Raw genomic sequence first — 22,287 nt, 5'->3', positions numbered from 1 at the left:
GCGCCGACGAAACCCGTCGACGCCTTCCTCGTCGTCCTCAGGAGGAAGGCGTCGGCGTCGCGGTCGGGGTCGGCGTCGCCGTGTTCGTGGGGATCGGCGCGATCGTCACGGTCGCCTCGGGCGTCGGGGCGAGGGGCGCGAGGTACTCGAGGGCGCCATCGAGCACGGGCACCTGCATGAGCGAGCCCTGGCCGTCGCCGGACTGGAAGTAGACCGGAACGGTGGAGCCGGGGACGGCGTCGATGTCGTCGAGACGCAGCGGCTCGACGTCGTCCGCCAGGTCGCCGAGGCTGAGCGTGCGGCCGGCCGGCACGTTGACGGCGGCGCGGACCGCGGAGGAGCCCTCGCCGACCTCGATGCGCAGCACGAGCTGGTCGGTGGTGTCGTTGACGATCGCAGCAACCAAGTTGCCGGTCGTGCCGTCGTCGTTGGCGACGATCAGGGCGTTGCGCACCGACAGGGGGCCGGCTTCGGCGGGGACGTTCACGCCGTCCGAAGCCGAGTAGTCGATGGTGGTCGCCTGCGGAGCGATGAGGTTGCACCCCGTCGTGCCCAGCAGAACAGCGGCACCCAGGGCCACGGACGCGATCAGGCGCGTTTTCACGGATCCTCCAAGATCGACAGACGGCATCCCACTCATCCTACGGGGTACATGCTGCGGGTCCGGCTCGCGCGGCGCGCGCCTCAGGTACCCCGCGCACGTGGGTCGTGCAGGACCCGCGCGCGAGGGGGAGGGGCCGCAGGGTGGGCGGAACAATAGCGCATGCAGGCCTGTGGTATCCTGGATGTTGCCGAAAGGACATAACTCCATGCTTTTTGAGGTTGGCGAGACCGTCGTTTACCCGCACCATGGCGCGGCCACGATCATCGAGGTCAAAGAACGCGTCATCAAGGGCGAGACGAAGAAGTACTTGAAGCTCAACGTCACGCAAGGAGACCTCGTCATCGAGGTCCCGGCCGACAACGTCGACCTCGTCGGCGTTCGCGACGTGATCGGCAGAGAGGGTCTCGACCGCGTGTTCGAGGTGCTGCGCGCACCCTTCACCGAGGAGCCGACCAACTGGTCGCGTCGCTACAAGGCGAACCTCGAGAAGCTGGCGTCGGGTGATGTCATCAAGGTGAGCGAGGTCGTCCGCGACCTGTGGCGCCGCGATCAGGATCGCGGTCTCTCCGCCGGCGAGAAGCGCATGCTGGCCAAGGCCCGTCAGATTCTCGTGTCCGAGCTCGCTCTGGCCGAGAAGACCGACGAAGACCGCGCGAGCGTCGTGCTCGACGAGGTCCTCGCGTCCTGACGTCGCTCGGCGTGCCACGTCTCAGGACGTCATCGCGCTAGCGTGAACGGGTGACTCACGCCCCGGATCCGCATTTCGCGGTCGTCGTCGTGGCCGCCGGCTCCGGTACCCGTCTTCGCGGCGGGGCACCGAAGGCGTTCGTGGCTCTCGACGAACGGTCGATCCTCCACCATGCCCTTCGCGGTGTCTTCATGGCTCGGCCGGCGCAGGTGGTGGTCGTCGTACCCGCGGGTCATGAAGCGACCGCTCTGGACGTCGCACGCGACGTCGCCGCCGGCGATACCCGCCCGGTGGACATCGTCGCGGGCGGGACCACCCGTCAGGAGTCGGTCGCGGCCGGGCTCGCCGTCCTGCGCGACGACGTCGACACGGTGCTCATCCACGACGCGGCCCGGGCCCTCACCCCGGCCGCGGTGTTCGAGCGCGTCATGGCGCGTATCCTTGCCGGCGCCGTCGCGGTCATCCCCACCGTTCCGGTCGTCGACACGATCAAACGGGTCGACGTGAACGGCCGTGTCGTGGCCGCCGTCGACCGCAGCGAGCTGGCGGCCGCCCAGACTCCCCAGGCTTTCCGGGTATCGGTCCTGCGCGCGGCCCTGAACTCGGTCGAGGCGGACCACACCGACGACGCAGCCCTCGTGGCAGCGGCCGGACACGATGTGGTCGTCGTCGACGGCGACGCGGTGGCGTTCAAGATCACCACGACCCCCGATCTCGAGCGCGCACGCGCACTGCTCGCCGCCGCCCCCCTGGCATCCGTCCCGTCCCCGTCCGCTTCGGTGCCCCGGGTGGGCATCGGCACCGACGTGCACGGTTTCGGAGGCGAGGGCACGCTCTGGCTCGCGGGCCTCCAATGGCCGGGGGAGCAGGCCCTGTCGGGGCACTCCGACGGCGATGCGGTGGCGCACGCCATCGTCGACGCCCTGCTGGCGGCGGCGGGTCTGGGCGACATCGGCACGCACTTCGGCACCGATCGCCCCGAGTTCGCCGGTGCCCACGCCGAGGCGTTCCTCGCGCACACGGTCGAGCTGCTGAGCGCGGCGGGGTGGCGGGTCGGGAACGTCTCGGTGCAGGTGCAGGCCAACCGCCCCCGCTTCGCGGCGCGTCGCGTCGAGGCCGAGCGGGTGCTGTCGGCGGCCCTGGGGGGAGCGGCGGTGTCGGTGAGCGCGACGACCACCGACGGACTCGGCTTCACCGGACGCACCGAGGGGGTCGCGGCCTTCGCCACGGCCCTGGTCGTGCCGATCTAGAGTTCGCGGGTCATGAACGTCGACAGCGGATCCGGCTCGTAGGGCGCGAACGCCTCGCACTCGCGAAATCCCTCGCTCGCGTAGAGTCCGCGCGCGGCCGCGAAGTCGTCGGTGCTGCCGGTCTCGAGCCACAGGCTCCGGATGCCGCGCTCCGCCGCATCCTCCATGATGTGCCGCAGCATGGCCCGGCCGATCCCCTGTCCGAGGAAGCGCTCGACGACACGCATCGACTTCAGTTCGGCCCGGTCGTGGCCGAGATCCTTGCACGCGCCCATGCCCGCGAGTTCGTCGTCGACCCACGCCGACCAGACCGTGACGCCGTCGGCGCTCAGACGGTCGGCGTCGAGGGCGTGCATGCTCTCGGTCGGCGTGTTCTCGAGCATCTCCGCCAGGTGAGCGGCGACCAGGGCGCGGGTCTCGGCACCGGTGAGGTCGTCGGGGCGGATGAGCAGGGGCATACCCGCACCGTAGCCGCTGCGTGTTTCCCCCAGGTGTCGCGCACGAGGTGGCCGGTAGGCTTGTGCGGTGACTGTTCGGCTGTACGACTCGAGGGCGCAAGACCTGCGCGACTTCGTCCCTCTCGACCCCTCGAACATCACCGTCTACGTCTGCGGCCCGACCGTGCAGTCCGGGCCCCACATCGGCCACGTGCGCGCCGCTCTCGCCTTCGATCTGCTCCGCCGGTGGCTCACCCACCGCTTCGGACGAGTGACGTTCGTGCGCAACGTCACCGACATCGACGACAAGGTGCTCGCGAACGCCACCGACGCCGAGCCCTGGTGGGCACTCGCGTACCGCATGGAGCTCGAGTTCTCACGGGCCTACGCCGCCATCGGCATCCTGCCGCCCACCTACGAACCGCGCGCCACCGCGTCCGTCACGCAGATGCAGGAGCTCATCGCCGAGCTCATCGAGCGCGGCCACGCGTACTCCGCCGCGGGAGACGTCTACTTCGACGTGCGCTCGTGGCCCGCCTACGGCGAGCTCACGCGTCAGAGCCTGGATGCCATGGAGCCCGCGGCCGACGCCGACCCGCGCGGCAAACGCGACCCGCGCGACTTCGCCCTCTGGAAGGGCGCCAAGCCGGGAGAGCCCGTATCGGCCACCTGGGCCTCGCCGTGGGGAGCGGGCCGTCCCGGCTGGCACATCGAATGCTCGGCGATGTCGCGTCGCTACCTCGGCGTGGAGTTCGACATCCACGGCGGCGGACTCGACCTGCGCTTCCCCCACCACGAGAACGAGATCGCGCAGTCGACCGCCGCGGGCGACGCCTTCGCCCGTCACTGGATGCACAACGGCCTCGTCACCGTCGACGGGCAGAAGATGTCGAAGTCGCTCGGCAACTTCGTCCTCGCCGCCGATGTGCTCGCCGAACACGACCCGCTGGTCGTGCGGTACGCCCTCGCCGCCGCGCATTACCGCTCCAGCCTCGACGTGTCCGACCGCGGCTTCGCCGAGGCGGCCAGCGCGCTGGAGCGGATCGCCACCTTCCGTCAGCGCGTGCTGCGGGCCTCCGGCGCAGACGCGCTCGTGATCGTGCCGGGCGAGATCCCCGTCGCATTCGCCGCAGCCCTGGACGACGACCTCGGGGTCCCCCAGGCGTTGGCGTCGCTCCACGACACGGTGCGCGCGGGAAACGTCGCGATCGACACGGGAGACATCGATGCCGCGATCGCCGCTCATCGCTCCGTCGCCGCGATGCTCGGCATCCTGGGTCTGGAGGCCTCCGAGCCCGCGATCGCGAGCGGGTCGGCCGACGCGACCCTCGACGCCCTTCTGCAGGAGATGATCGCGCAGCGCACCCGCGCGCGCGCAGACAAAGACTGGGCGGCCGCCGATCGCATCCGCGATGCCGTCGCCGCCGCCGGAATCACGCTGGAGGACACTCCGGCCGGAACACATTGGAGTATCGATGCCTAAGCCTGGACGCCCCGGAGCACGCAACCCCGGCAAGAAGAAAGGCCCCCTGAAGGGCACCGGCGGGCACCCCCGCAAGGCGCTCGAGGGTCGGGGCCCCACGCCCAAGGCGGAGGACCGCGCCTGGCACCCCGCCGGCAAGCGCAAGGCCGCCGAGGAGCGCTACGCCGCCGCCGGTGGCAAGGGTCGACCCGGCGTGCGCGCGGTCGGCAACCCCAACCGCAAGAGCCCCAAAGCGGCCGACGACACCGAGACCGTCACCGGCCGCAACTCGGTGCTCGAGGCGCTGCGCGCGAAGATCCCCGCCACGGCGATGTACATCGCCCAGCGCGTCGAGATGGACGACCGCGTCAAAGAGATGCTGTCGATGGCGACGAACCGCGGCATCCCGGTGCTCGAGGTGACCCGCCCCGAGCTCGACCGCATGGCCGGATTCGACGGGGTCCACCAGGGCGTCGCACTCAAGGTGCCGCCGTACTCCTACGCGCACCCGCAGGACCTGCTCGAACAGATCATCGATCGCGGCGAGGTGCCGCTGCTGGTGGCGCTCGACGGCGTGACCGACCCGCGCAACCTCGGTGCGATCATCCGCTCCACGGGCGCCTTCGGCGGCCAGGGCCTCATCATCCCGCAGCGCCGCTCGGCGAGCGTCAACTCCGCCGCGTGGAAGACCAGCGCCGGCGCCGCCGCCCGCATCCCCGTGGCGCTCGCAGCGAACCTCACGGCGACGCTGAAGGAGTTCAAGAAGCAGGGCGTCTTCGTCCTGGGCCTCGACGGCGACGGCGACGTGTCGCTGCCCTCGCTCGAGCTCGCCGACCGGCCGGTCCTCATCGTCGTGGGTTCCGAGGGCAAGGGCCTGTCGCGCCTCGTCACCGAGACGTGCGATCAGGTCGTGTCGATCCCCATCACGGCCGCCACCGAGTCCCTCAACGCCGGAATCGCGGCATCCGTCGCCCTGTACCAGGTGTCGACGCTGCGCGCCGCCGGGTGATCCGGAACCAACTCTGAAAGCGGGGAGAACCTCCCGCGTCGCATTGCCGAGCCGTGGTGGACGCGGCACGCTGGACGACGACGAGGTCTGCTCCGCGCACGACCGACGAAAGGAACGCCATGCCCCGCATCGCCGTCATCGGAGGCACCGGCTACGCCGGTAGCCACATCGTGACCGAGGCCGTCCGTCGCGGCCACACGGTCGTCTCCATCGCCCGCTCCGTCCCCGCCGAGCGCATCGAGGGAGCCACGTACATCGAGGGCACCGTCCTCGACGTGCCCGGCCTCGTCGCTCAGCTCGAGGGGGTCGACGTCGTAGTCTCGGCCGTCGCCCCGCGCGGCGACATGGAGGGCAAGCTGCGCCCCGCCATCACCGAGCTGGTCACCGCGCTGCCCGAGAACGTGCGTCTGGGCGTCGTCGGTGGGGCGGGCGGTTCACTGGTCTCCGAGGGAGGACCGCGCCTCATCGACACCGACGGCTTCGCCGAGGAGTACAAGCCCGAGGCCCGCGAAGCCATCGGCATCCTCGAGGACCTGCAGGCCGACGACACCGGCCGCGACTGGTTCTACGTGCACCCGGCCGGCGGCTTCGGCGCGTGGGCGCCGGGGGAGCGCACGGGGTCGTACCGCGACGGCGGCGACGTGCTCGTCGTCGACGACAACGGCGACTCGTTCATCGGCGGCGCCGATTTCGCCGTCGCCGTCGTCGACGAGATCGAGGACCCGAAGCGCTCGCGCGAGCGCTTCACCGTCGGCTACTGACACCGCGTACCGCAGAGGCCGTGGCATACCGGATCGACTCCGGATGCCACGGCCTCCGTCGTTCAGACCAGGTCGCGCCAGTCGACGAGGTCGGTGTCGGTCGTGGGCACCTCGCCCGTGGCGGGGGCATCGGCGTCGGACACGGTGGGCAGTGACATGGTGTCGGTGGGCGGACCCATCACGGTCGCCTCGTCACGGCGGTGGCGCAGCACGTCGTCGATGTAGGAACTGACGACCTCGGCCAACGGCACCGAGCGCCCCCGCGCCTGCGACATGTACCACCGGTGCTCGAGCACCTGGTGGAACACCTCGGCTGGCTCGAGCTTGGCCCGCAGGTCCCACGGGATGGCCATGACGATGGGTTCGAACACGCGGGTGAGCCACTCGTGGGCCACCATCTCCTCGTCGGCGCCGAGGCGCGAGACGCGTGCGCGGAACTCGTCGAGGTCGTTGAGCAGGCGGCGGGCCTGGTTCTCTTCGACGTCGAGCCCCGTGAGGCGGAGCAGGCGGCGCTGGTGGTGTCCGGCATCCACGACCTTCGGCTGAATCGACACCTGCGTGCCGTCGCTCGCCGTGCGGATCGACATCTCGCCGATGTCGAAGCCGAGGGCGTTGAGACGATGCACGCGCTCGGTGATACGCCAGGACTCGTCGACCGCGAAGGACTCCTTGTCGGTGAGCGCGCCCCACAGCGAATGGTACGACGACACCAGTCCGTCGGCGATGGCGATGGCGTCCACGCCGCCCTCGAGTCGTCCTCCCGCCTCGAGGTCCATGATCTCTCCGGCGATGTTGGTGCGCGCGATGTCGAGGTCGTGGGCGCGTTGGCCGGGGCTCAGACGGTTGCCGTGCAGCTCACCGGTCTCGGCGTCGACGAGGTAGGCGGCGAACTCGCCCGCGTCGCGGCGGAACAGCGTGTTCGACAGCGACACGTCACCCCAGTAGAAGCCCACGTTGTGCAGACGCACGAGCAGCACGGCGAGGGCGTCGACGAGGCGCGTGGCGGTGTGCGGCCGCAGCACCTGCGTGAAGAGTGCGCGGTAGGGGAGCGAGAACCGCAGATGCGCCGTGACGAGTGCCGCGGGCAACGGCCGACCCGACGCGTCGGTGCGCCCGGCGATCACCGCGATGCGGTCGACACAGGGGGCGGCGAGGCGGTCGAGGTTGCCGAGCATGTCGTACTCGCGACGCGCCATCTCCTCGGTCGTCTCCTTGATGGCCACGACGCGACCGGAGAGGGTGGCGAAGCGTACGAGGTGACGCGAGATGCCCTTGGGAAGCGCCACGATGTGGCTGCTCGGCCACTCGCCGAGTCCGGTCGACCACGGCAGCTGCAGCAGCCCGGGGTCGACGGCGCTGGCCGTGATACTGAGGGATTCGGACACGGGAACCTCCGGGAAACAGTGCGGCGCGCCCCCGGCCCGAGCGAATCGGGACCGGGGACGCGCCGCGTCGGTGCGTGGGTCAGGCCGAAGCGATGGCCCGGTCGGTCAGGCGGTCACCGGACTCGAGGTCGAACACGTGGATGTGTCCGGGGACCGGGGCCAGCACGACCGTCTCGCCCGCATTGGGGTGACGGCGACCGTCGACGCGCGCGACCAGGTCGGTGCGCTTGCCGTTGATCTCGGTGTGCCCGTAGAGGTATCCGTCAGCGCCGAGCTCTTCGACGAGGTCGACGACGACCTTGAGGCCGCGGCCGTCGGCCGGGGCGACCTGGATGTCTTCGGGGCGGACGCCGATGGTGACCTCGGAGCCGTGGGCCTTGCCGATCGTGTCGGCCTCGACGGCGACGACCATGTCGCCGAAGCGGACACCGCCCTCGGCCAGGTCGGCCGTGAACAGGTTCATCGCGGGCGAGCCGATGAAGCCGGCGACGAAGACGTTCTTCGGGGTCTCGTACAGGTCACGCGGGGTGCCGACCTGCTGGAGGAGACCGTCCTTGAGGACCGCGATGCGGTCGCCCATGGTGAGGGCCTCGGTCTGGTCGTGCGTGACGTACACCGTGGTGACGCCGAGGCGGCGCTGCAGCGACGCGATCTGGGTACGGGTCTGCACGCGGAGCTTGGCGTCGAGGTTCGACAGCGGCTCGTCCATGAGGAACACCTGGGGCTGACGGACGATCGCACGGCCCATCGCGACGCGCTGACGCTGACCACCCGAGAGGGCCTTCGGCTTGCGCGTGAGGTACTGCTCGAGGTCGAGGAGCTTGGCGGCCTCGAGCACGCGAGCGGCGCGGTCTTCTTTGCCGACACCGGCGATCTTGAGCGCGAAGCCCATGTTCTCGGCGACGGTCATGTGCGGGTACAGCGCGTAGTTCTGGAAGACCATCGCGATGTCGCGGTCTTTCGGGGGCACGTCGGTGACATCGCGGTCACCGATCAGGATGCGGCCCGAGTTGACCTCTTCGAGGCCGGCGAGCATGCGCAGCGACGTGGACTTACCGCAACCGGAGGGGCCGACGAGGACGAGGAACTCACCGTCTGCGACGTCGAGGCTCAGCTTGTCGACGGCGGCGCGGGTTCCGCCGGGGTACAGACGTGTTGCGTTGTCAAAGGTGACGGACGCCATTTCTTCTTCTCCTTCACCGGCAGGTACGTGCCGGACGATCCGTAGTGAATGGAATGAACGGGGGCGACCCCGTGCGCGCGACAGTGCACGCAGGGTCAGTATGGCACGTGTCTGGTCATTTCTCAGCCAGCGTGACTACCATCGGTGCTCGTTCGCCCACCCGTGCGAACCCCCTCGTTTTCATGCGGCGATCACCCGCGTCCGGAAGGTTTCATGTCCCACGACCCCTCAGCGAATGCGCCCGCCGAACGCGACCGTCGCGAGGCGGTGCGCGAGAAGGCGCAGCAGGTCAAGGCGAAGCAGACGCGCTGGCGCATCGCGCGGCGCTCCGCCATCGCCGTCGGTGCCGTCGCGGTGATCGGCATCGGCGCCGTGGGCGTCTCGGCCGCGCTGAACTCCCGCGAAGACCGCTCGCAGGCGCTCCCGGATGCCGCCAGCGACGACGGATTCCTCGTCACCAGCGCTCCGCAGGTGGCGAACCCGCTGGCCGACCAGACGGTCGACGGCACGGCCGCGACCATGGCGGCCGAGGCCACGCCGACTGCGGAGCCCACGCCCGAACCGACGTCGACGGCCGCGCCCGTCGACATCCGCGTCTACGTCGACTACCTCTCGACGGAGGCGCGGGAGTTCCAGTCTGCCAATGCGACGCAGCTGTCGAAGTGGGTGGGTGACGACGCCGCCACCCTCACCTACTACCCCGTGGCGATGCTCACCTCGAAGTCGAACGGCACGAAGTACAGCTTGCGCGCCGCCGGAGCCGCCGCGTGCGTCGCGACCCACGCGTCGGACCGCTTCTTCGCCTTCAACCACGAGCTGCTCACCACCCAGCCCGCCGTCGACACCGACGGGTACAGCGACCAGCAGTTGGCCGACATGGCTCAGGGCGCGGGCGTGAGCGATGTCGCGACCGTGCGGTCGTGCATCGAGGACGAGACGTACACCGCCTGGGCCAAGGCCGCCACCGATCGTGCGATCAAGGGGCTCCCCGGCACGGACGGACAGGCGCTCACCTCGACCGCCACCGTGCTGGTCAACGGCACGCCGTACGTCGGCAACATGGACGACGCGAAGGAGTTCGCGCAGTTCGTGCTGACCGTCGACAGCAACGCCTATTACTCCACCGCCACTCCGGCGCCGTCGACCACGCCGGTCGGCTGAACCGATCCCTCGGTGGAGGCGGCGGTGTGCGATTCTGTTGTCATGAACGGTGAGATCGAGGACTCCCCGCCGCGGCGGTCCCGTGATCAGTTGCAGGTCTGGGTGCAGGAATTCCGCGATCAGGGGCACGTCGTCGCGGGCAAGATCAAGGTCGTCGACCAAGAGGACGCGGACGGTCAGGACACGGGCCTCGTCGTCGTCAGCCTGTCGAACGCGCAGGCGTCGATCTACATGCAGCCCCGGGGCTACGACGAGCCGTTGTGGGAAGCGACGCTCAGCGCCCGCCCCGACGACCTGACGCTCACGCCCCACGAGATGGCCAGCCTCGCGGCCGAGCTCGTCATCGCCGGCAATCTCTGCTCGTTCCTGCAGTTCAAGTCCCTCGATTGGGACCGCCGCAGCGGCAGGCACCACGAGTCATCCTGACCACGCCCTAGACTCGTCCTCCGAGGCGCCCGCGGCGTCTCCCGCCGGCTTGGCGCAATTGGTAGCGCACCGTACTTGTAATACGGGGGTTGCAGGTTCAAGTCCTGTAGCCGGCACATCGAACGACTTTCTCCGAGGTCGACGTGGGGTTCGCGCCCTCACGCTCTCCCTTCCCGTGGACTCGCCCCGAAGACACGGGGAGATGGTCCTGCCGTAACTGCCGGGACATGCCGAGTGCGTAGGGTTGAAACGACGGCGGGGGGTCCGTCGCTCAAGTGTTCGGAGCGAAGAATGACCGATTTTTCTCGACGGACTGCGATGTCCCTCCTTCTTCTGGCGCCGGTGGCTGTCGTCGCGGCCTGCGCCCCCGAGAGGGAACCGGTGACGCCGACCACGTCGCCGTCCGCGCCGGAGTCCTCGGGCGAGGGTCTCGGCGTCGTCGCCCCGGCGGCGGCATCCACCGCTCCGGAGATCCCGCCGGCGGGTGACGTCTTCGGTCCGACCGGCCACAACTGGCCGACGCGGACGCCGCGCGCCTACGACGCGTTCGACGCGAGCATCGAGTGCGAGTGCACGTGGGAGGCCATCGCCACCGCGATCACCGCGGTCGACGTGGCAGCGCCGGACGGCTCGGCGCGGGTGCTGGTGCGACCGGGCGTCCTGCCGGGCAACGGGGCGGGATCCACGTCGGAACCCGTGCTCGCGGACGTCGGGCGCGAAGGGCGCGCGTCCCGGGTCCTCGTGATCCCGCGCGATGGGACGGAGTCGGTGACCATCGACGGGTCTCTGCGGCTCGACGCCGTCGTGGGCGTGGCTTTCGCCGGGTTCTCGACCTTCCCCAAGAGCCTCGTGCTCACCTCGACACGTGATGTGGCCTGGGCCTGGTCGAAGGGGCAGGCGTTCAACATCACGTCGGGCGACAGCGGACCCACCGAGAACACGGAGTTCGTGGAGTGCGTCACCCCGGACGCGGTCTCGGGCGACGCCGACACCTGGGCGTTCCGGACAGGGGCGAATCCCTTCCGCGACATCGCCGTGCGGGGCTGCTACATCGCGCCGACCTATAAAGAGGACGGCTCGTCGTCGCACTGCGACACTCTTCAGCTGTCGGGTAATGCCGACAAGGAGGGGCTGCTGCTCGAGGGGACCGTGCTGTTCTCCTCGACGAACGCCGGGTTCATCCCGGCGGCGGAGGCCCGCGACATCGTCTTCGATCGGAGCCTTCTCGTGGGGGGCGACCGCATGCTCGAGCGTTACCCGCTGCCCGACGGCGCGAACGCCTTCACCTCCGGGGCGCCGTCGGTGGTGAACGCTGCCAAGTCCATCGACGAGATGAGCGCGAAGGACTCCATCTTCATCGGCCGCGTGAGGGGCACGTTCGCGAGCGTCGAGAACTCCACCATCTCGGCGGCGGATCCGCCGGCGGCCACGGGCGGTGCGTTCGAGTCGGATCCCTCGCTGGCCGACATCGACGCCGAGTGGTTGGACGCGCGGGCGCCGATGCCCACCGACGACCGGCTGCGGGAGATCTGGCAGCTCCGCTGACCGCCCACGGCCGTCGCCGGATCGGCCTGACGACTGCGCGTCGGTCGGAAAACGACGAATAGATTACGTTTGACGGGCAATTTCGATAAACGAGGCCGGCGCATTCACCGTGCTCATATATTTGCGCCATGAATGTCATCAGCCGTCGTTCGTTCGTCGGATTGCTCTCCGCGGCACCCCTGGTCGCCGCCTCCGCGCTCCTCGTGCCCGCGGCCGCCTCCGCCGCCACCGTCATGTCGACCAGATTCGGGCCGGACGGCTCGCATTGGCCGTCTCGAACCCCCCGCCCCTCCGACGCGTTCGACAAGACCATCGAATGCGATTGCAATTGGACGGCCATCGCGAATGCCGTCGCGTCGCTGCGCACGGTCGCGCCGAACGGCAATGTGCGCATCCTCGTGCGCCCCGGCCGCCTGGCCGGCAACGGCGCCGGTTCGTCGTCGAAGCCCGTCCTGCAGGGCGTCGGGCAGACCGGCCGCGGTCGTCGCATCCTGATCATGCCGCGAGACGGTTCCGCCAGTGTGAGCTTCGACGCGTCGATCCGCCTCGATCGCGTCATGGGCGTGAGCTTCGTCGGATTCTGGACCTTCCCGAGCTCGCTGGTACTGACCGGCGTCTCCGACTTCGCGTGGGCGTGGTCGAAAGGGCGGGCGTTCAACATCTCGAGCAACGAGACGGGGGCCGTGTCCGGCGTGGAGTTCGTCGAGTGCGTGACCCCCGAGTCGCAGCTCACCGAATCCGACGCCTGGGCGACGCGGACGGCGGGGAGTACCGTGACCGATCTGTCAATCACCGGCTGCTACATCGCGTCGATGTACAAGCCCTCGGGCTCGTCGGCGCACCTCGACACCTACCAGCTGTCGGGTACGCACGCGCTGCGCAATGTCGTGATGACGGACACCGTGATCTTCGCCTCCACGAATGCGGCATTCATCCCCACCGAGCTCGCGAGCGGCGTCCGATTCGAGCACTGCCTCGTCGTCGCCGGGAGTCGGATGCTCCAGCGTTATCCGCTCCCCACGGGCGCGAAGTCGTCGACGACGGGGGCGCCCCAGGCGGCGAACGGGTCGGGGACGAACGGCGTTATGGCGGCACGCGATTCGATTATGATCGGAAGCGTCCCGGGCGTCTGGGCATCCGTAGAGAATTCCTTCACACCGGCGACGACGACCTACTCCAATTCCGGAGGATGGACGAGTGATCCGACGCTTTCAACCGTAGATTCCGCGTGGCTCGAACAGCGCACACCTACACCTACCGATGAATACCTGAGGGCCATTTGGAAACTTTGATCATTCCCTCGGCTCGCCGGAGCCCCGCAGACGTCGTCCCGAAGAGCGCTCTGTGAGCGCGCTCCGACGCCTGGCGAAGCCCCTGCAGTCCGAGGGTCTCATCCGCCTCGTCGACCGGATGCTGCTGCATTCACGACCGCAGAAGAGGGCTCGCAACCACGTCCTGCTGGCCCCTCCGGGTCGCGGCAACATCGGCGACCAAGCTCTCGTCGAAGCCTTCGTCGAGACCGTCGACGGGCCGGTGGTCGTCCTGACGCGATCCGTGCAGGACTTCGACGTACCGGCCGCTCTGCGCGAGCGGATGCGCGTCGTCCCTCTTCCCGCTCTCGTGTACGGCTCCGCGGTCGGTCATGCGCGCGACGTGCGCGCCCTGGCCCGCGAACTCCGCTCGGCGCGGTCGTTCTCCGTCATCGGCGCCGACATCATGGACGGCGCGTATGTTCTGCGGGCCTCCGTGAACCGCGCGGGACTCGCCGAACGGCTCGCCCGTCTCGGGTGGCCCACCCGCATCGTGGGCTTCAGCTGGAACGCGGCGCCGCACGCGCGGTCCGTGGCGGCTCTGCGCCGAGCCGGCGACGCGGGGGTGCGCCTGTACCTGCGCGATCCGCGCTCTGCGGCGCGGGCGCGCACCGACGGTCTCGCGGTGCGGGACAGCGCCGACATCGTCTTCGCGGCCACGTCGCGCGACGACACGATCGTGCAGCGTCTGCTGCCCGAGCTCGGCGACCGGGAACTCGCGCTCGTGAACGCATCGGGGCTGGTCGGCGACAGGCTGCCCGCCTACGTCCGGGTCGTGGAGACCCTACGCGCCGCGGGGTTCGTGGTCCTCGTGGTCCCGCACGTGTCGCGTCACGGCGCCGACGATCTGCCGCTGTGCCAGGCGCTCGTGGACGCTGCCGGAGGCGACGTGGACGTGCACCTCGTCCCGCGCTTGCTCGCCCCGGCCGAGATCCGCGGCCTTGCCGCGCGCGCCTCGGTCACGGTCACCGGGCGCATGCACCTCGCGGTGATGTCGTTGATGGCCGGGACGCCGCCGGTGACGGTCGCGACGCAGGGGAAGGTCGAGGGATTGATGGACCTGTTCGGAGCACCGGAGCTGTGCGTCGCCCCGGGTTCGTCGTTCGACGGCGATCTCTTCGCCGCGGTGTCGACCGCCGTCGAGCACCGCGACGAGCTGCGTTCGCGGATCCTCGACGCCCGTGCGACCGTGACGGATCTGGCGCGACGCAACGTCGAGGGCCTGTCATGAGGGGGCGGGCCGTGAACCCGATGACGCTCATGGAGTACGCCACCCGCGCGCGGGACGCGGCCTACACCAAGATCGCGGCGACCGGTTTCGCCGAGTTCGGGAGCGGTTCGCGGATCATGCTGCCGTTCCGTGCCGGCAACCCCCAGAAGGTCGTGGTCGGCCGCGACGTGCTCATCGGGCCGTCGTCGTGGTTCATGGTGCCGCGGCTCGACGCCGTCGGCCCCGTCATCCATATCGGCGACCGCGTGCGCATGAACCAGACCTCGATCACCGCCGTCGAAGAGGTGATCGTCGAGGATGCCGTGGCTCTGGCCCGCGGCGTCTACATCTCCGACCACACGCACGGGTTCGACGATCCCGACATCCCCATCCGCGACCAGCCGCTGTCGCGCGTCGCCCCCGTCCGGATCGGTCGCGGTGCCTGGCTCGGCCAGAACGTCGTGGTCATGCCCGGGGTGACCATCGGCGCCGGCACGGTCGTGGGGGCGAACGCCGTCGTGACCTCCGACCTCCCGCCCCGCTGTGTCGCGGTGGGCGCTCCGGCTCGCGTGCTGCGGGAGATCGTCTCGTGAAACGCGACGTCGTCTTCACGTTCTCGTACGAGACCTATGCCGATGCTGCGGCTCGCGGCATGATGCGTCCGCCGGACCGCATCCTGCAGACCCTCATGTCGTCGGACGAGGTGGGCAACCTCCTCGTCGCGAACCCGTTCCGCTCGCTCGCCAGCGTGGCTGCACGGGGGATCCGGCCGGCCGAGTCCTTCCCCGCCCGCGCGGACCGGCGGCTCATCACCCCGACCCGACTCGCTCGTCGCGACCCGGTCAGCGTGCCCGCGATCGTGCGCACCTATCGCTCGTACGACGAGCAGTTGCGTACCGCGGCCGCCCGAGCCGGCATGAGCCGCACCGCGATCGTGACGACGAACCCGCTCGTGGCGGCGTTCTGTCCGTTCGGCTGGGCCGACACCGTCACGTATTTCGGGCGCGACGATTGGCTGAGTTCCGAGGCACGTCAGGCCTACTGGCCGGCGTACGCCGCGGCCTACCGCCAGATCAGCGAGAGCGAAGTGGGTGTCGCTGCGGTATCGCAGCAGATCATCGACCGAATCGACCCGCGCGGACCGGCTGTCGTCGTTCCGAACGGCGTCGACCCGCGCGAGTGGATGGGGCCCCGCCCCGTGGCGCCGGACTGGCTGGCCGCCATCCCCGGTCCGCGCGCCATCTACGTCGGCACGATCGACAGCCGACTCGACGTCGAGGGGATCGCGCACCTGGCGGTCCTGCGACCCGACCTCCACATCGTGCTGCTGGGGCCCACACCCGAGCCCGGCTACACCCGGGCGCTGCGCGAGATCCCTAACGTGCATCAGCACGCCGGGGTCGGTCGATCGGAGCTCGTGGCGGCACTGCGCAACTGCGACGTGTCGCTGCTCTCGCACCGGCGCACGGCGCTCACCGAGGCCATGAGCCCGCTCAAGGTGTACGAGTACCTCGCCGCGGGTCTGCCCGTGGTCTCCGTCGATCTCCCGCCGGTGCGGGGCATCCACGAGCGGGTGACCTTCTCCGCCAGCACGGCCGAGATGGCCCCCCAGGTCGACGACGCTCTCGAGCGCGGTCCTCTCACCGACGCGCAGCGCGCGGCGTTCATCGAGGACAACAGTTGGGGCTCACGCCACCGTGCGGTGCTCGAGCTCGTTCTGCGGTCCTCAGCCCGCCACCGAGCAGCGGCACCGGCGAACGTCTGACCCCCTCCGTCGCGTTCGGACCGGTCAGCCGGTCGGGACGCGACGGAGGGGAGTGCGGGCGGTCAGCCGCCGAGGGCCTTCTGCACGGCGGGCCACGCCGCGGCCGCCACCTTCGCCTGGCCCGAGGCCGAGGGGTGGAAGTGGTCGGCCGACGAGATGTCGTCCAACGAGAACGTGATCTGGTTGACGGCTCCGTCGTCGGTCGTGCACTCGGTCACGGCCGCGCACGCCTCGATGATCGAGGCGTTGTAGCCGGCGAGGGTCTGCATGACCGAGGCTCGACGCTCCTCGTCCGCCGCGGCATCCGAATCGGCGTCACCGAGGAGGGTGCGGCAGGACGGGCTCTGATTCCACAGGCCGACGATCTTCGGGTCGCTTCGACCCGCTTCCCACAGCTGGCTGATGTCGGGGAGCGACACGGCCACGATGGGTGCGTCCGGTACGCCGGCGCGGATCGTCGCGAGCAACTCGCTGTACGTCTGCCCGAACTCGTCGACGGGCGTGATCTTGTCCATGCTGCTCGTGCACACGTCGTTGGTACCGACGGCGACGAGGACGAGGTCGGCCGATTCGCCCTGGGCCTTCTCGACGGCCGTGATCCGGTCGGCCACGACCGCGCCCGGACGAGCCAACGAGAGGGGAGCGATGGAGTCGCCGCCCAGGCGTTCGCGGATGGACGACACGGCAGGATCCGTCCCGAGTGCCCAGGAGGCTTCCGGGCACGCATCGCGTGAGCCGCACGCGGCCATGCCCACCGACATCGAGTCTCCGACGACGGCGATCGAGGAGACCTCGCGCAGGTCACTATCGGCGGTTTCCGTCGGAGGTGCCGGCGCCGCCGTCGGAGCGGTGCATCCCGCAAGGAGAGCGACCAGCGCGAGGCCGGTCACGATCGCGGAGAATCTTGCCTTCATGGGCGTTTGTCCTTCCGCCGGGACTGCTCTTGTTCGATGGTGGACTCGAGTTCTCCGACCGACGGCTCGTCGGCGCCGAGAACGGTGGCCGGGGCGTCGACGGGCGTCGCCTCGAGGTCGATCTCGGCCGCGGTCGGCTGCGCGACCGTGCCGTCGTCGGACGGGGTGGCATCCGCCGCCTTGTCGGACGCGGGCTTGCGCGGAGCGGGCTTTCGCGCCTGCTTCACGAAGTCGAGCATCATCCGGTAGTCGCGCCGGTAACCGGGAACGAGGTAGAGGATGCCGAGGACGATCAGACCCGCGACACCGCCGCCGATGACCTGGAGGATCGCGAGCCAATCGACGAGCAGCTGCGCGGTGGTCCAGGACGCCCCGAAGGCGAGGCCGGCCGCGATCGCGGGGCGGATGAGGGGGAGAGCGATGTCACGACCGCTGCGCAGGAACGTGCCCTGGGTCGCCACGAGGAACCCCGGGACGAGGAGCGCCAGGGTCACCAGGCCGTACAGCAGGGCGAGGCCGTTCACGCCGTTCCACGCCACGCCGACGAAGAACGCGGCGATCACGATCGGGCGCGTGATCAGGTAGTAGACCAGCTGGCGGTGCGCGCGCCCGAGGGTGATGTAGATCCACCCGTTGACGTTGCCGACCGCCTGGGCCACACCCGCCAGGGCGAGGAGAGCGAAGGCGTCCGCCGCGGTGTCCCATCCCGGCCCCAGGAGCAGCAGGATGAGAGGGTGGGCGACGGCGGCGGCGATCGCGTACACCGGGAGGGCGAGATAGCCGATGACCACCATGGCGTTGCTGATGTAGCGCCGGTATCGCTCGCTGTCATCCTGCAGACGGCTCAGCACGGGCAGGGCGACCCGGCCCAGGGGGGCCGTCAGCTGCTGCTGGGGAAGGAGGAACAGTGCATACGCGCGCGAGTACTGACCCAATGCCGCGGCGCCGAGCTGCTGACCGATCACCACGTTGTCGAGGTTGCGCGAGGCGTAGTTGAGCAGCTGCACACCGAAGAGGCTTCCGCCCGTCGTCAGCAGCGGGCGGATGTCGCGACCGACGCGGGGGCGACCCCAGCGGGGCTTGGCGGCCATCCACAGGGCGATCAGGCGGTATACCTGGCCGGCGCCGGCGAAGACGACCAGCGACCACACGCCGAAGCCCACCAGAGCGGCCACGACCGACAGTGCGACCCCGACAGCCATCGCCACGATGTCGATGAGAGCGAGGGTCCCGAAACGCAGGTCGCGTTGCACCGAGGCCTGCAGCGGCATGCAGAGGCCGTTGATCAGGAGGGTCGGTGCGATGGCGAGGGTCAGGATCGTCAGGCGGGGTTCGCCGTAGAGCATGGCGATGAGCGGAGCGCAGGCCGCGATGCCGATCATGAGCACCGTACCCAGCAGCGCCGAGAACCACAGCAGCGACCGCCACTGATCCTCGGTGAGCTTCTTGGCCTGGAGGATGGCGCCGGTCATGCCGAAGTCGCGCACGAGGTCGGCCACGCCCACGATGGCCATGATCATGGCGACGAGACCGAAGTCCGACTGGTCGAGCAGGCGTGCGAGCAGCATCGTCGAGATGAGCTGCAGCGCCGTCTTGATCCACAGGCCGCCCGCGGTGACCGCGGCGCCGCGGGACGCTTTGTGTTTGAGGTCGCTTGTCATCGGCGTGATGCCTCTCTGAGGGATGTGTCGCGGTCCCACGCGATGGGACCTGCCGATCGGCGACGGGCGATGAGCTTGGGCATCGCATATCCCCACACGTAGAACGGGAAGGAGAGCCAGAGGCGGGGGGAACGGACCACTCGCCCGAGGAGTCCGCCGCGGTCGCGTTCGGCGCTGTCGTTGGGCAGTTGCCGGTTGCCGAGCTCGATGCGAACGCCGCGGCGCACGAGCGCGCGCATGTTCCGGGGAGCGTGGACCGTGAAGGTCTCGTCGGCCAGGGTCGTGCGCTCGTCCGGCGCGAAGCGGAGCTGCACGAACCGGTCGTCGGCGATGACGTCGGGGAACGTCTCCCACCGCTCGCGGCCCGCGGCGTTGACCGCGTACACCCCGGAGCCGACGTGACCGCGGGATCGATACGCCGATGCCGCCCAGACGCGCGAGTGGCACCGTACGGGCAGGCTCGACCGCGACGTGTCGACGATGAGGCGCGGAGCCGCCGCGAGCGGCGCCGATGTGCCGGTCAGCTCGTCGGCCATCGCGCGCAGAGCCGACACCGACAGTGCGACGTCGGCATCGATGTAGGCGCGGGGGAGTACTCGCGCGTGCGCGTCGCCGGCGTTCAAAGCGGCGATCTTCGAGCCCTCGGCGATCTCGTGGACGACGACGCCGGGTACGGCGCGCGCCTGTTCCGCGGTGTCGTCCGAGCAGCCGTTGGCCACCACGACGACCTCGAACTCCCCGGGCGCCGCACCCCGGAGCATCTGCTCCAGGCTGCGGCGCACCAGGGGGCCCTCGTCGTGGGCGGGGATGACGATCGACATCCGAGGTGTCATACGGCGACTCCGGATGACACCGTTGCACGGGGCCACCGGACGAACATCCCCTCGCCCGCCGCGCGCGCCCTCAGGGCGGGCGGGCTCGATGTGAGCAGCCACCCGCCGACCGCGAGCAGCATGGAGTACACGAAGAAGGTCTGCATGAAACCGAACGCGTCGTAGAAGAACAGCGCGGCTGCGTAGCCGGCTCCGCTCAGGAACAGCGCGAACGCCAGCATCGCGTAGCGGGGTTCGTCCCGCGCCGTCGTGAATGCCCAGGCGCCCATCATCAGGATCGGAACGAGGATGAACACGGCGAGACCGAGAACGCCGACGGCTCCGACCTCGAGGAGCGAACCGAGCACCTGATTGTCGAGGATGTAGGCGTTCTGCTCGTCACCCACGACGATGCGGCTTCCCAAGCCCGTTCCGAAGAACGGAGACTGCGACGCCTCGATCAGAGACGGACCGAGGTCGGCCAATCGACCGGCACCGCGGAAACCCGGTGACGTCTGCTGCGAGGCGATGAGCGCGTCGATGTCCAGGAAGGACAGGACCAGCGTGCCGACGACCTTCGGGAGGGCCGCCATGCCGACGGCCAGCAGCGGCACACCGATTGCCAGCAGGGTGATGCCCAGCCATGGCCGCAGCAGGAGGGTGAGCAGGAACATGATGCCCAGCACGATCACCGCGGTGCGGGAGACCGCGACCAGCACGCCCATCAGCAGGACGAGGGTGACGAGCGAGTACACGAGGCGGCGCGTCCACTCGTTCTTGGGCCACCGGCCGTAACGCGCGAGGTAGATGGCGATCGGGATCAGGATGCAGAACATCACCGACAGGGCGATCGGATGCTGCGACGACCCGAACGAGCGATAGCCACCGGCGCGGAACGATTCGCCGTCGGCGGAGATCAGGTTCAGCGGGAGGAAGGTCTCGAGTCGGTGGAAGACGTTGATGCGCGTCACGCGCTCGAAGACGGCGAAGACCGCCACGACCGTGCCGCACCACACGAGAGCGGTGAGCAGACCCATGGCGATGGTCTCGGTGTCGATGATCTGGCGGACGATGTAGAAGACCGACAGCAGCACCACCCAGTTGACCAGGGTACCCACGGCGCTCGTGGCGAGGCCCTCCTCGACGAGCCGTGTGCCGTTCGGCGGGATGGAGACGAACAGCGAGACGAAGAAGATCCCGATCGGCCAGCCGAAACCGACGGGCTTCCACTTGCGGTTGCGGTCCAGCAGGAGGGCCGCGACCATTCCCGCGAACATCACGAACAGCACGAGACGGTAGGCCTCGAGTTGGAAGGGGAGCGGGGTGGGCAGGGCGTAGCGCCGGATGGGGATGAACATCACCACGGCGACGAGGATGCCGAGCCAACCGACCCACGAGGTGAGGATCCTCCGTGCCAGGACCGCCAGGGCGACGACGATCATCGCGCCGCCGGCCGCGACCGGGGGCAGGAAGATGACGGATACGGCGGCCACGGCGACGAGGATCACCACGGCCAGGATCGCCCTGCCCACGGGCAGGGTCACCTCGTCCTCCGTCACCGGAGCCGGTGAGGGAGGAGGCGACGCGGGGGCAGCATCGTGCGGCCCCCGCGTCTGCGATGTGTGCAGTGACACGGGAGGGGCCTCGGGGTTCAGAGGTCGCTGCGGAGAGTCGTGGACTCGACGCGGGAGGAGCGGCTGCGCGCTCGGGAGCGGACGGCCTCCGCCTCGGAATCGGAGCTCTGGCCCGGCAGGAGGTCGTCGATGGAGAAGTCGGCGTCGTCGTCGAGCTTCGCCGACGAGGGGGCGTCGTCATCGCGAGCGGCCTTCGCGGCGCGCTTGCGCTCACGGGAGGCCTTGGAACCGGCGATGATGTACGCCGCCGCCACGAAGAGCAGGAAGACGCCGAGGAAGGTGACCACGACGGGGATCGCCGGGTTGGAGCCTTCGAGCGCCGCGCCGGGCTTCTGGTCGATGGTCGTGATCAGGACGCGGTTGCCCTCGGGGATTTCCGCGGCGGTCTGGTCGGACACGACCTGCGCCTCGAAAGTCTGGGCGGCCGTGCGGGAGATCTGCTCCGCCCGCTCGGGCGTCGAGGCCGTGCCGATGACCTCGAGGATGGGCAGCACGTAGCGGCCGGCGAAGGACTCATCACCCGCGGGCTGCGTGGTGCGGCGGAGAGCGGTGAGCGTCTCCTCCTCGGCGAAGGTTCCGATCTGCGACTCCACCGTGGCGCGCATGTCCTGACCGCTGATGAGGTAGGCGTACAGGATGGCGCGCGAGGTCAGGTCGACCGTCTGCGGCTGGGTCTGGCCCTCCTGCAGCTCCTGGCCGGGGATGACGGCCTGGTACAGCGGCTGGTCGGGGCCGTTCAGCAGCAGAGTCGTGCCGGCGCGGTACGACTGCTCGGCGCGCGGCTCGACCTGGCCGTTCGTGATGGTGAAGCCGGCGAAGAACGCGGCCACCGCCGCGACCACGGCGCCCACCACGAGGAGCCACTTGCTCCTCCACAGGACGCGCAAATACGTCGGAATTTCCATTGTTTCCCCTCCAGTCGCCCCCCCGGGCGACGATGTAACTTGAGCCACCTATGGCGAATGAGAGGATCTCCGGAGACACCCCGTAACCGGCGAACCGGTCGACCTCACTTTGACAGTATGCGGGCAACCTCTGGTATTAGCGATTCGTACGTGTTACAACGTCGC

General features: G+C 69.6%; 21 protein-coding genes and 1 tRNA gene. 13 read left to right on the top strand and 9 right to left on the bottom strand.

All coding sequences use genetic code 11. The features are described 5' to 3' along the window. Nucleotides 1–37: 37 nt before the first annotated feature. Nucleotides 38–604 carry a DNA modification methylase gene (locus FHS07_RS13245; RefSeq protein ID WP_183420384.1) on the bottom strand — a complete coding sequence of 189 codons (567 nt, stop codon included), beginning with the start codon at nt 602–604 and terminating at the stop codon, nt 38–40. Nucleotides 605–809: 205 nt separating this feature from the next. Here FHS07_RS13245 and FHS07_RS13240 point away from each other — a divergent pair, with 205 nt between their 5' ends. Then, nucleotides 810–1,292 (top strand): CarD family transcriptional regulator, encoded by a 483-nt coding sequence (locus FHS07_RS13240; protein ID WP_058233016.1) that lies wholly within the window; start codon nt 810–812, stop codon nt 1,290–1,292. A 50-nt stretch (nt 1,293–1,342) separates the two neighbouring features. Next, nucleotides 1,343–2,542, top strand: coding sequence for a 2-C-methyl-D-erythritol 4-phosphate cytidylyltransferase (gene ispD, locus FHS07_RS13235; RefSeq protein WP_183420383.1), 1,200 nt, complete (start codon nt 1,343–1,345; stop codon nt 2,540–2,542). Here the strand turns inward: ispD and FHS07_RS13230 are convergent. Then, nucleotides 2,539–3,000, bottom strand: coding sequence for a GNAT family N-acetyltransferase (locus FHS07_RS13230; RefSeq protein WP_183420382.1), 462 nt, complete (start codon nt 2,998–3,000; stop codon nt 2,539–2,541). The genes ispD and FHS07_RS13230 overlap by 4 nt on opposite strands. A gap of 67 nt (nt 3,001–3,067) precedes the next feature. Between FHS07_RS13230 and cysS the strand changes: the two genes are divergently transcribed. The 3 genes from cysS to FHS07_RS13215 all read left to right on the top strand — a co-directional run bounded on the left by cysS (nt 3,068) and on the right by FHS07_RS13215 (nt 6,211). After that, complete coding sequence (cysS, locus tag FHS07_RS13225; RefSeq protein ID WP_183420381.1) at nt 3,068–4,462, top strand: cysteine--tRNA ligase; 1,395 nt, start codon at nt 3,068–3,070, stop codon at nt 4,460–4,462. Then, a complete protein-coding gene (gene rlmB, locus FHS07_RS13220; protein WP_183420380.1) occupies nt 4,455–5,450 on the top strand; it encodes a 23S rRNA (guanosine(2251)-2'-O)-methyltransferase RlmB in 996 nt (331 codons plus the stop codon). Before cysS ends, rlmB begins: the two co-directional genes overlap by 8 nt. 119 nt (nt 5,451–5,569) lie before the next feature. Continuing rightward, nucleotides 5,570–6,211, top strand: a complete 642-nt coding sequence (locus FHS07_RS13215; RefSeq protein ID WP_183420379.1) for an NAD(P)-dependent oxidoreductase — start codon at nt 5,570–5,572, stop codon at nt 6,209–6,211. A 62-nt stretch (nt 6,212–6,273) separates the two neighbouring features. Here FHS07_RS13215 and FHS07_RS13210 read toward each other — a convergent pair whose 3' ends face one another. Both FHS07_RS13210 and FHS07_RS13205 read right to left on the bottom strand, forming a co-directional pair. Further along, nucleotides 6,274–7,596 (bottom strand): DUF4032 domain-containing protein, encoded by a 1,323-nt coding sequence (locus FHS07_RS13210; RefSeq protein ID WP_183420378.1) that lies wholly within the window; start codon nt 7,594–7,596, stop codon nt 6,274–6,276. Nucleotides 7,597–7,675: 79 nt separating this feature from the next. After that, nucleotides 7,676–8,779 carry an ABC transporter ATP-binding protein gene (locus tag FHS07_RS13205; RefSeq protein WP_183420377.1) on the bottom strand — a complete coding sequence of 368 codons (1,104 nt, stop codon included), beginning with the start codon at nt 8,777–8,779 and terminating at the stop codon, nt 7,676–7,678. A gap of 213 nt (nt 8,780–8,992) precedes the next feature. On the opposite strand from FHS07_RS13205, the gene FHS07_RS13200 reads away from it, so the two are divergent. From FHS07_RS13200 to FHS07_RS16840, 8 genes are all read left to right on the top strand, one after another. Continuing rightward, nucleotides 8,993–9,940, top strand: coding sequence for a DsbA family protein (locus FHS07_RS13200; RefSeq protein WP_183420376.1), 948 nt, complete (start codon nt 8,993–8,995; stop codon nt 9,938–9,940). Nucleotides 9,941–9,982: 42 nt separating this feature from the next. After that, entirely contained in the window at nt 9,983–10,366 is a 384-nt protein-coding gene (locus FHS07_RS13195) for a hypothetical protein (protein ID WP_183420375.1), read from the top strand. A 43-nt stretch (nt 10,367–10,409) separates the two neighbouring features. Then, nucleotides 10,410–10,482 (top strand) — tRNA-Thr (locus FHS07_RS13190). 202 nt (nt 10,483–10,684) lie between these two features. Then, complete coding sequence (locus tag FHS07_RS13185; protein WP_183420374.1) at nt 10,685–11,911, top strand: hypothetical protein; 1,227 nt, start codon at nt 10,685–10,687, stop codon at nt 11,909–11,911. 128 nt (nt 11,912–12,039) lie between these two features. Then, on the top strand, nt 12,040–13,203 hold the full coding sequence (locus FHS07_RS13180) for a hypothetical protein (protein ID WP_183420373.1): 1,164 nt from the start codon (nt 12,040–12,042) through the stop codon (nt 13,201–13,203). A gap of 52 nt (nt 13,204–13,255) precedes the next feature. After that, entirely contained in the window at nt 13,256–14,452 is a 1,197-nt protein-coding gene (locus tag FHS07_RS13175; RefSeq protein WP_183420372.1) for a polysaccharide pyruvyl transferase family protein, read from the top strand. A gap of 20 nt (nt 14,453–14,472) precedes the next feature. Then, nucleotides 14,473–15,024, top strand: a complete 552-nt coding sequence (locus FHS07_RS13170) for an acyltransferase (protein WP_246383649.1) — start codon at nt 14,473–14,475, stop codon at nt 15,022–15,024. After that, the gene (locus FHS07_RS16840) at nt 15,021–16,196 is read left to right on the top strand and encodes a glycosyltransferase family protein (RefSeq protein WP_183420370.1); all 1,176 of its coding nucleotides are present in this window, start codon (nt 15,021–15,023) and stop codon (nt 16,194–16,196) included. The genes FHS07_RS13170 and FHS07_RS16840 overlap by 4 nt, the downstream gene beginning before the upstream one ends. 62 nt (nt 16,197–16,258) lie before the next feature. Here FHS07_RS16840 and FHS07_RS13160 read toward each other — a convergent pair whose 3' ends face one another. From FHS07_RS13160 to FHS07_RS13140, 5 genes are all read right to left on the bottom strand, one after another. Further along, nucleotides 16,259–17,110, bottom strand: a complete 852-nt coding sequence (locus tag FHS07_RS13160; protein ID WP_183420369.1) for an SGNH/GDSL hydrolase family protein — start codon at nt 17,108–17,110, stop codon at nt 16,259–16,261. After that, nucleotides 17,107–18,771, bottom strand: coding sequence for a lipopolysaccharide biosynthesis protein (locus tag FHS07_RS13155; protein WP_183420368.1), 1,665 nt, complete (start codon nt 18,769–18,771; stop codon nt 17,107–17,109). Before FHS07_RS13155 ends, FHS07_RS13160 begins: the two co-directional genes overlap by 4 nt. Beyond that, the gene (locus tag FHS07_RS13150) at nt 18,768–19,592 is read right to left on the bottom strand and encodes a glycosyltransferase family 2 protein (RefSeq protein WP_183420367.1); all 825 of its coding nucleotides are present in this window, start codon (nt 19,590–19,592) and stop codon (nt 18,768–18,770) included. The genes FHS07_RS13155 and FHS07_RS13150 overlap by 4 nt, the downstream gene beginning before the upstream one ends. 8 nt (nt 19,593–19,600) lie before the next feature. Then, nucleotides 19,601–21,127 (bottom strand): hypothetical protein, encoded by a 1,527-nt coding sequence (locus FHS07_RS13145; RefSeq protein WP_183420366.1) that lies wholly within the window; start codon nt 21,125–21,127, stop codon nt 19,601–19,603. A 107-nt stretch (nt 21,128–21,234) separates the two neighbouring features. Further along, a complete protein-coding gene (locus FHS07_RS13140; protein ID WP_183420365.1) occupies nt 21,235–22,122 on the bottom strand; it encodes a hypothetical protein in 888 nt (295 codons plus the stop codon). Nucleotides 22,123–22,287 lie beyond the last annotated feature (165 nt).

Origin of the sequence: Microbacterium proteolyticum (assembly GCF_014192415.1) — a bacterium.
In the GTDB taxonomy this organism is placed as follows: Bacteria; Actinomycetota; Actinomycetes; order Actinomycetales; family Microbacteriaceae; genus Microbacterium; species Microbacterium proteolyticum.
This window is presented reverse-complemented; position numbering and strand designations above follow the sequence as displayed.

Bases quoted from the DNA above. Each gene is read 5' to 3' on its own strand.
- FHS07_RS13240 (WP_058233016.1), top strand. From the start codon at position 810: ATGCTTTTTGAGGTTGGCGAGACCGTCGTTTACCCGCACCATGGCGCG.
- FHS07_RS13230 (WP_183420382.1), bottom strand. From the start codon at position 3,000: ATGCCCCTGCTCATCCGCCCCGACGACCTCACCGGTGCCGAGACCCGC.
- rlmB (WP_183420380.1), top strand. From the start codon at position 4,455: ATGCCTAAGCCTGGACGCCCCGGAGCACGCAACCCCGGCAAGAAGAAA.
- FHS07_RS13215 (WP_183420379.1), top strand. From the start codon at position 5,570: ATGCCCCGCATCGCCGTCATCGGAGGCACCGGCTACGCCGGTAGCCAC.
- FHS07_RS13205 (WP_183420377.1), bottom strand. From the start codon at position 8,779: ATGGCGTCCGTCACCTTTGACAACGCAACACGTCTGTACCCCGGCGGA.
- FHS07_RS13200 (WP_183420376.1), top strand. From the start codon at position 8,993: ATGTCCCACGACCCCTCAGCGAATGCGCCCGCCGAACGCGACCGTCGC.
- FHS07_RS13195 (WP_183420375.1), top strand. From the start codon at position 9,983: ATGAACGGTGAGATCGAGGACTCCCCGCCGCGGCGGTCCCGTGATCAG.
- FHS07_RS13185 (WP_183420374.1), top strand. From the start codon at position 10,685: ATGTCCCTCCTTCTTCTGGCGCCGGTGGCTGTCGTCGCGGCCTGCGCC.
- FHS07_RS13180 (WP_183420373.1), top strand. From the start codon at position 12,040: ATGAATGTCATCAGCCGTCGTTCGTTCGTCGGATTGCTCTCCGCGGCA.
- FHS07_RS13170 (WP_246383649.1), top strand. From the start codon at position 14,473: ATGACGCTCATGGAGTACGCCACCCGCGCGCGGGACGCGGCCTACACC.
- FHS07_RS13160 (WP_183420369.1), bottom strand. From the start codon at position 17,110: ATGAAGGCAAGATTCTCCGCGATCGTGACCGGCCTCGCGCTGGTCGCT.
- FHS07_RS13155 (WP_183420368.1), bottom strand. From the start codon at position 18,771: ATGACAAGCGACCTCAAACACAAAGCGTCCCGCGGCGCCGCGGTCACC.
- FHS07_RS13150 (WP_183420367.1), bottom strand. From the start codon at position 19,592: ATGTCGATCGTCATCCCCGCCCACGACGAGGGCCCCCTGGTGCGCCGC.
- FHS07_RS13140 (WP_183420365.1), bottom strand. From the start codon at position 22,122: ATGGAAATTCCGACGTATTTGCGCGTCCTGTGGAGGAGCAAGTGGCTC.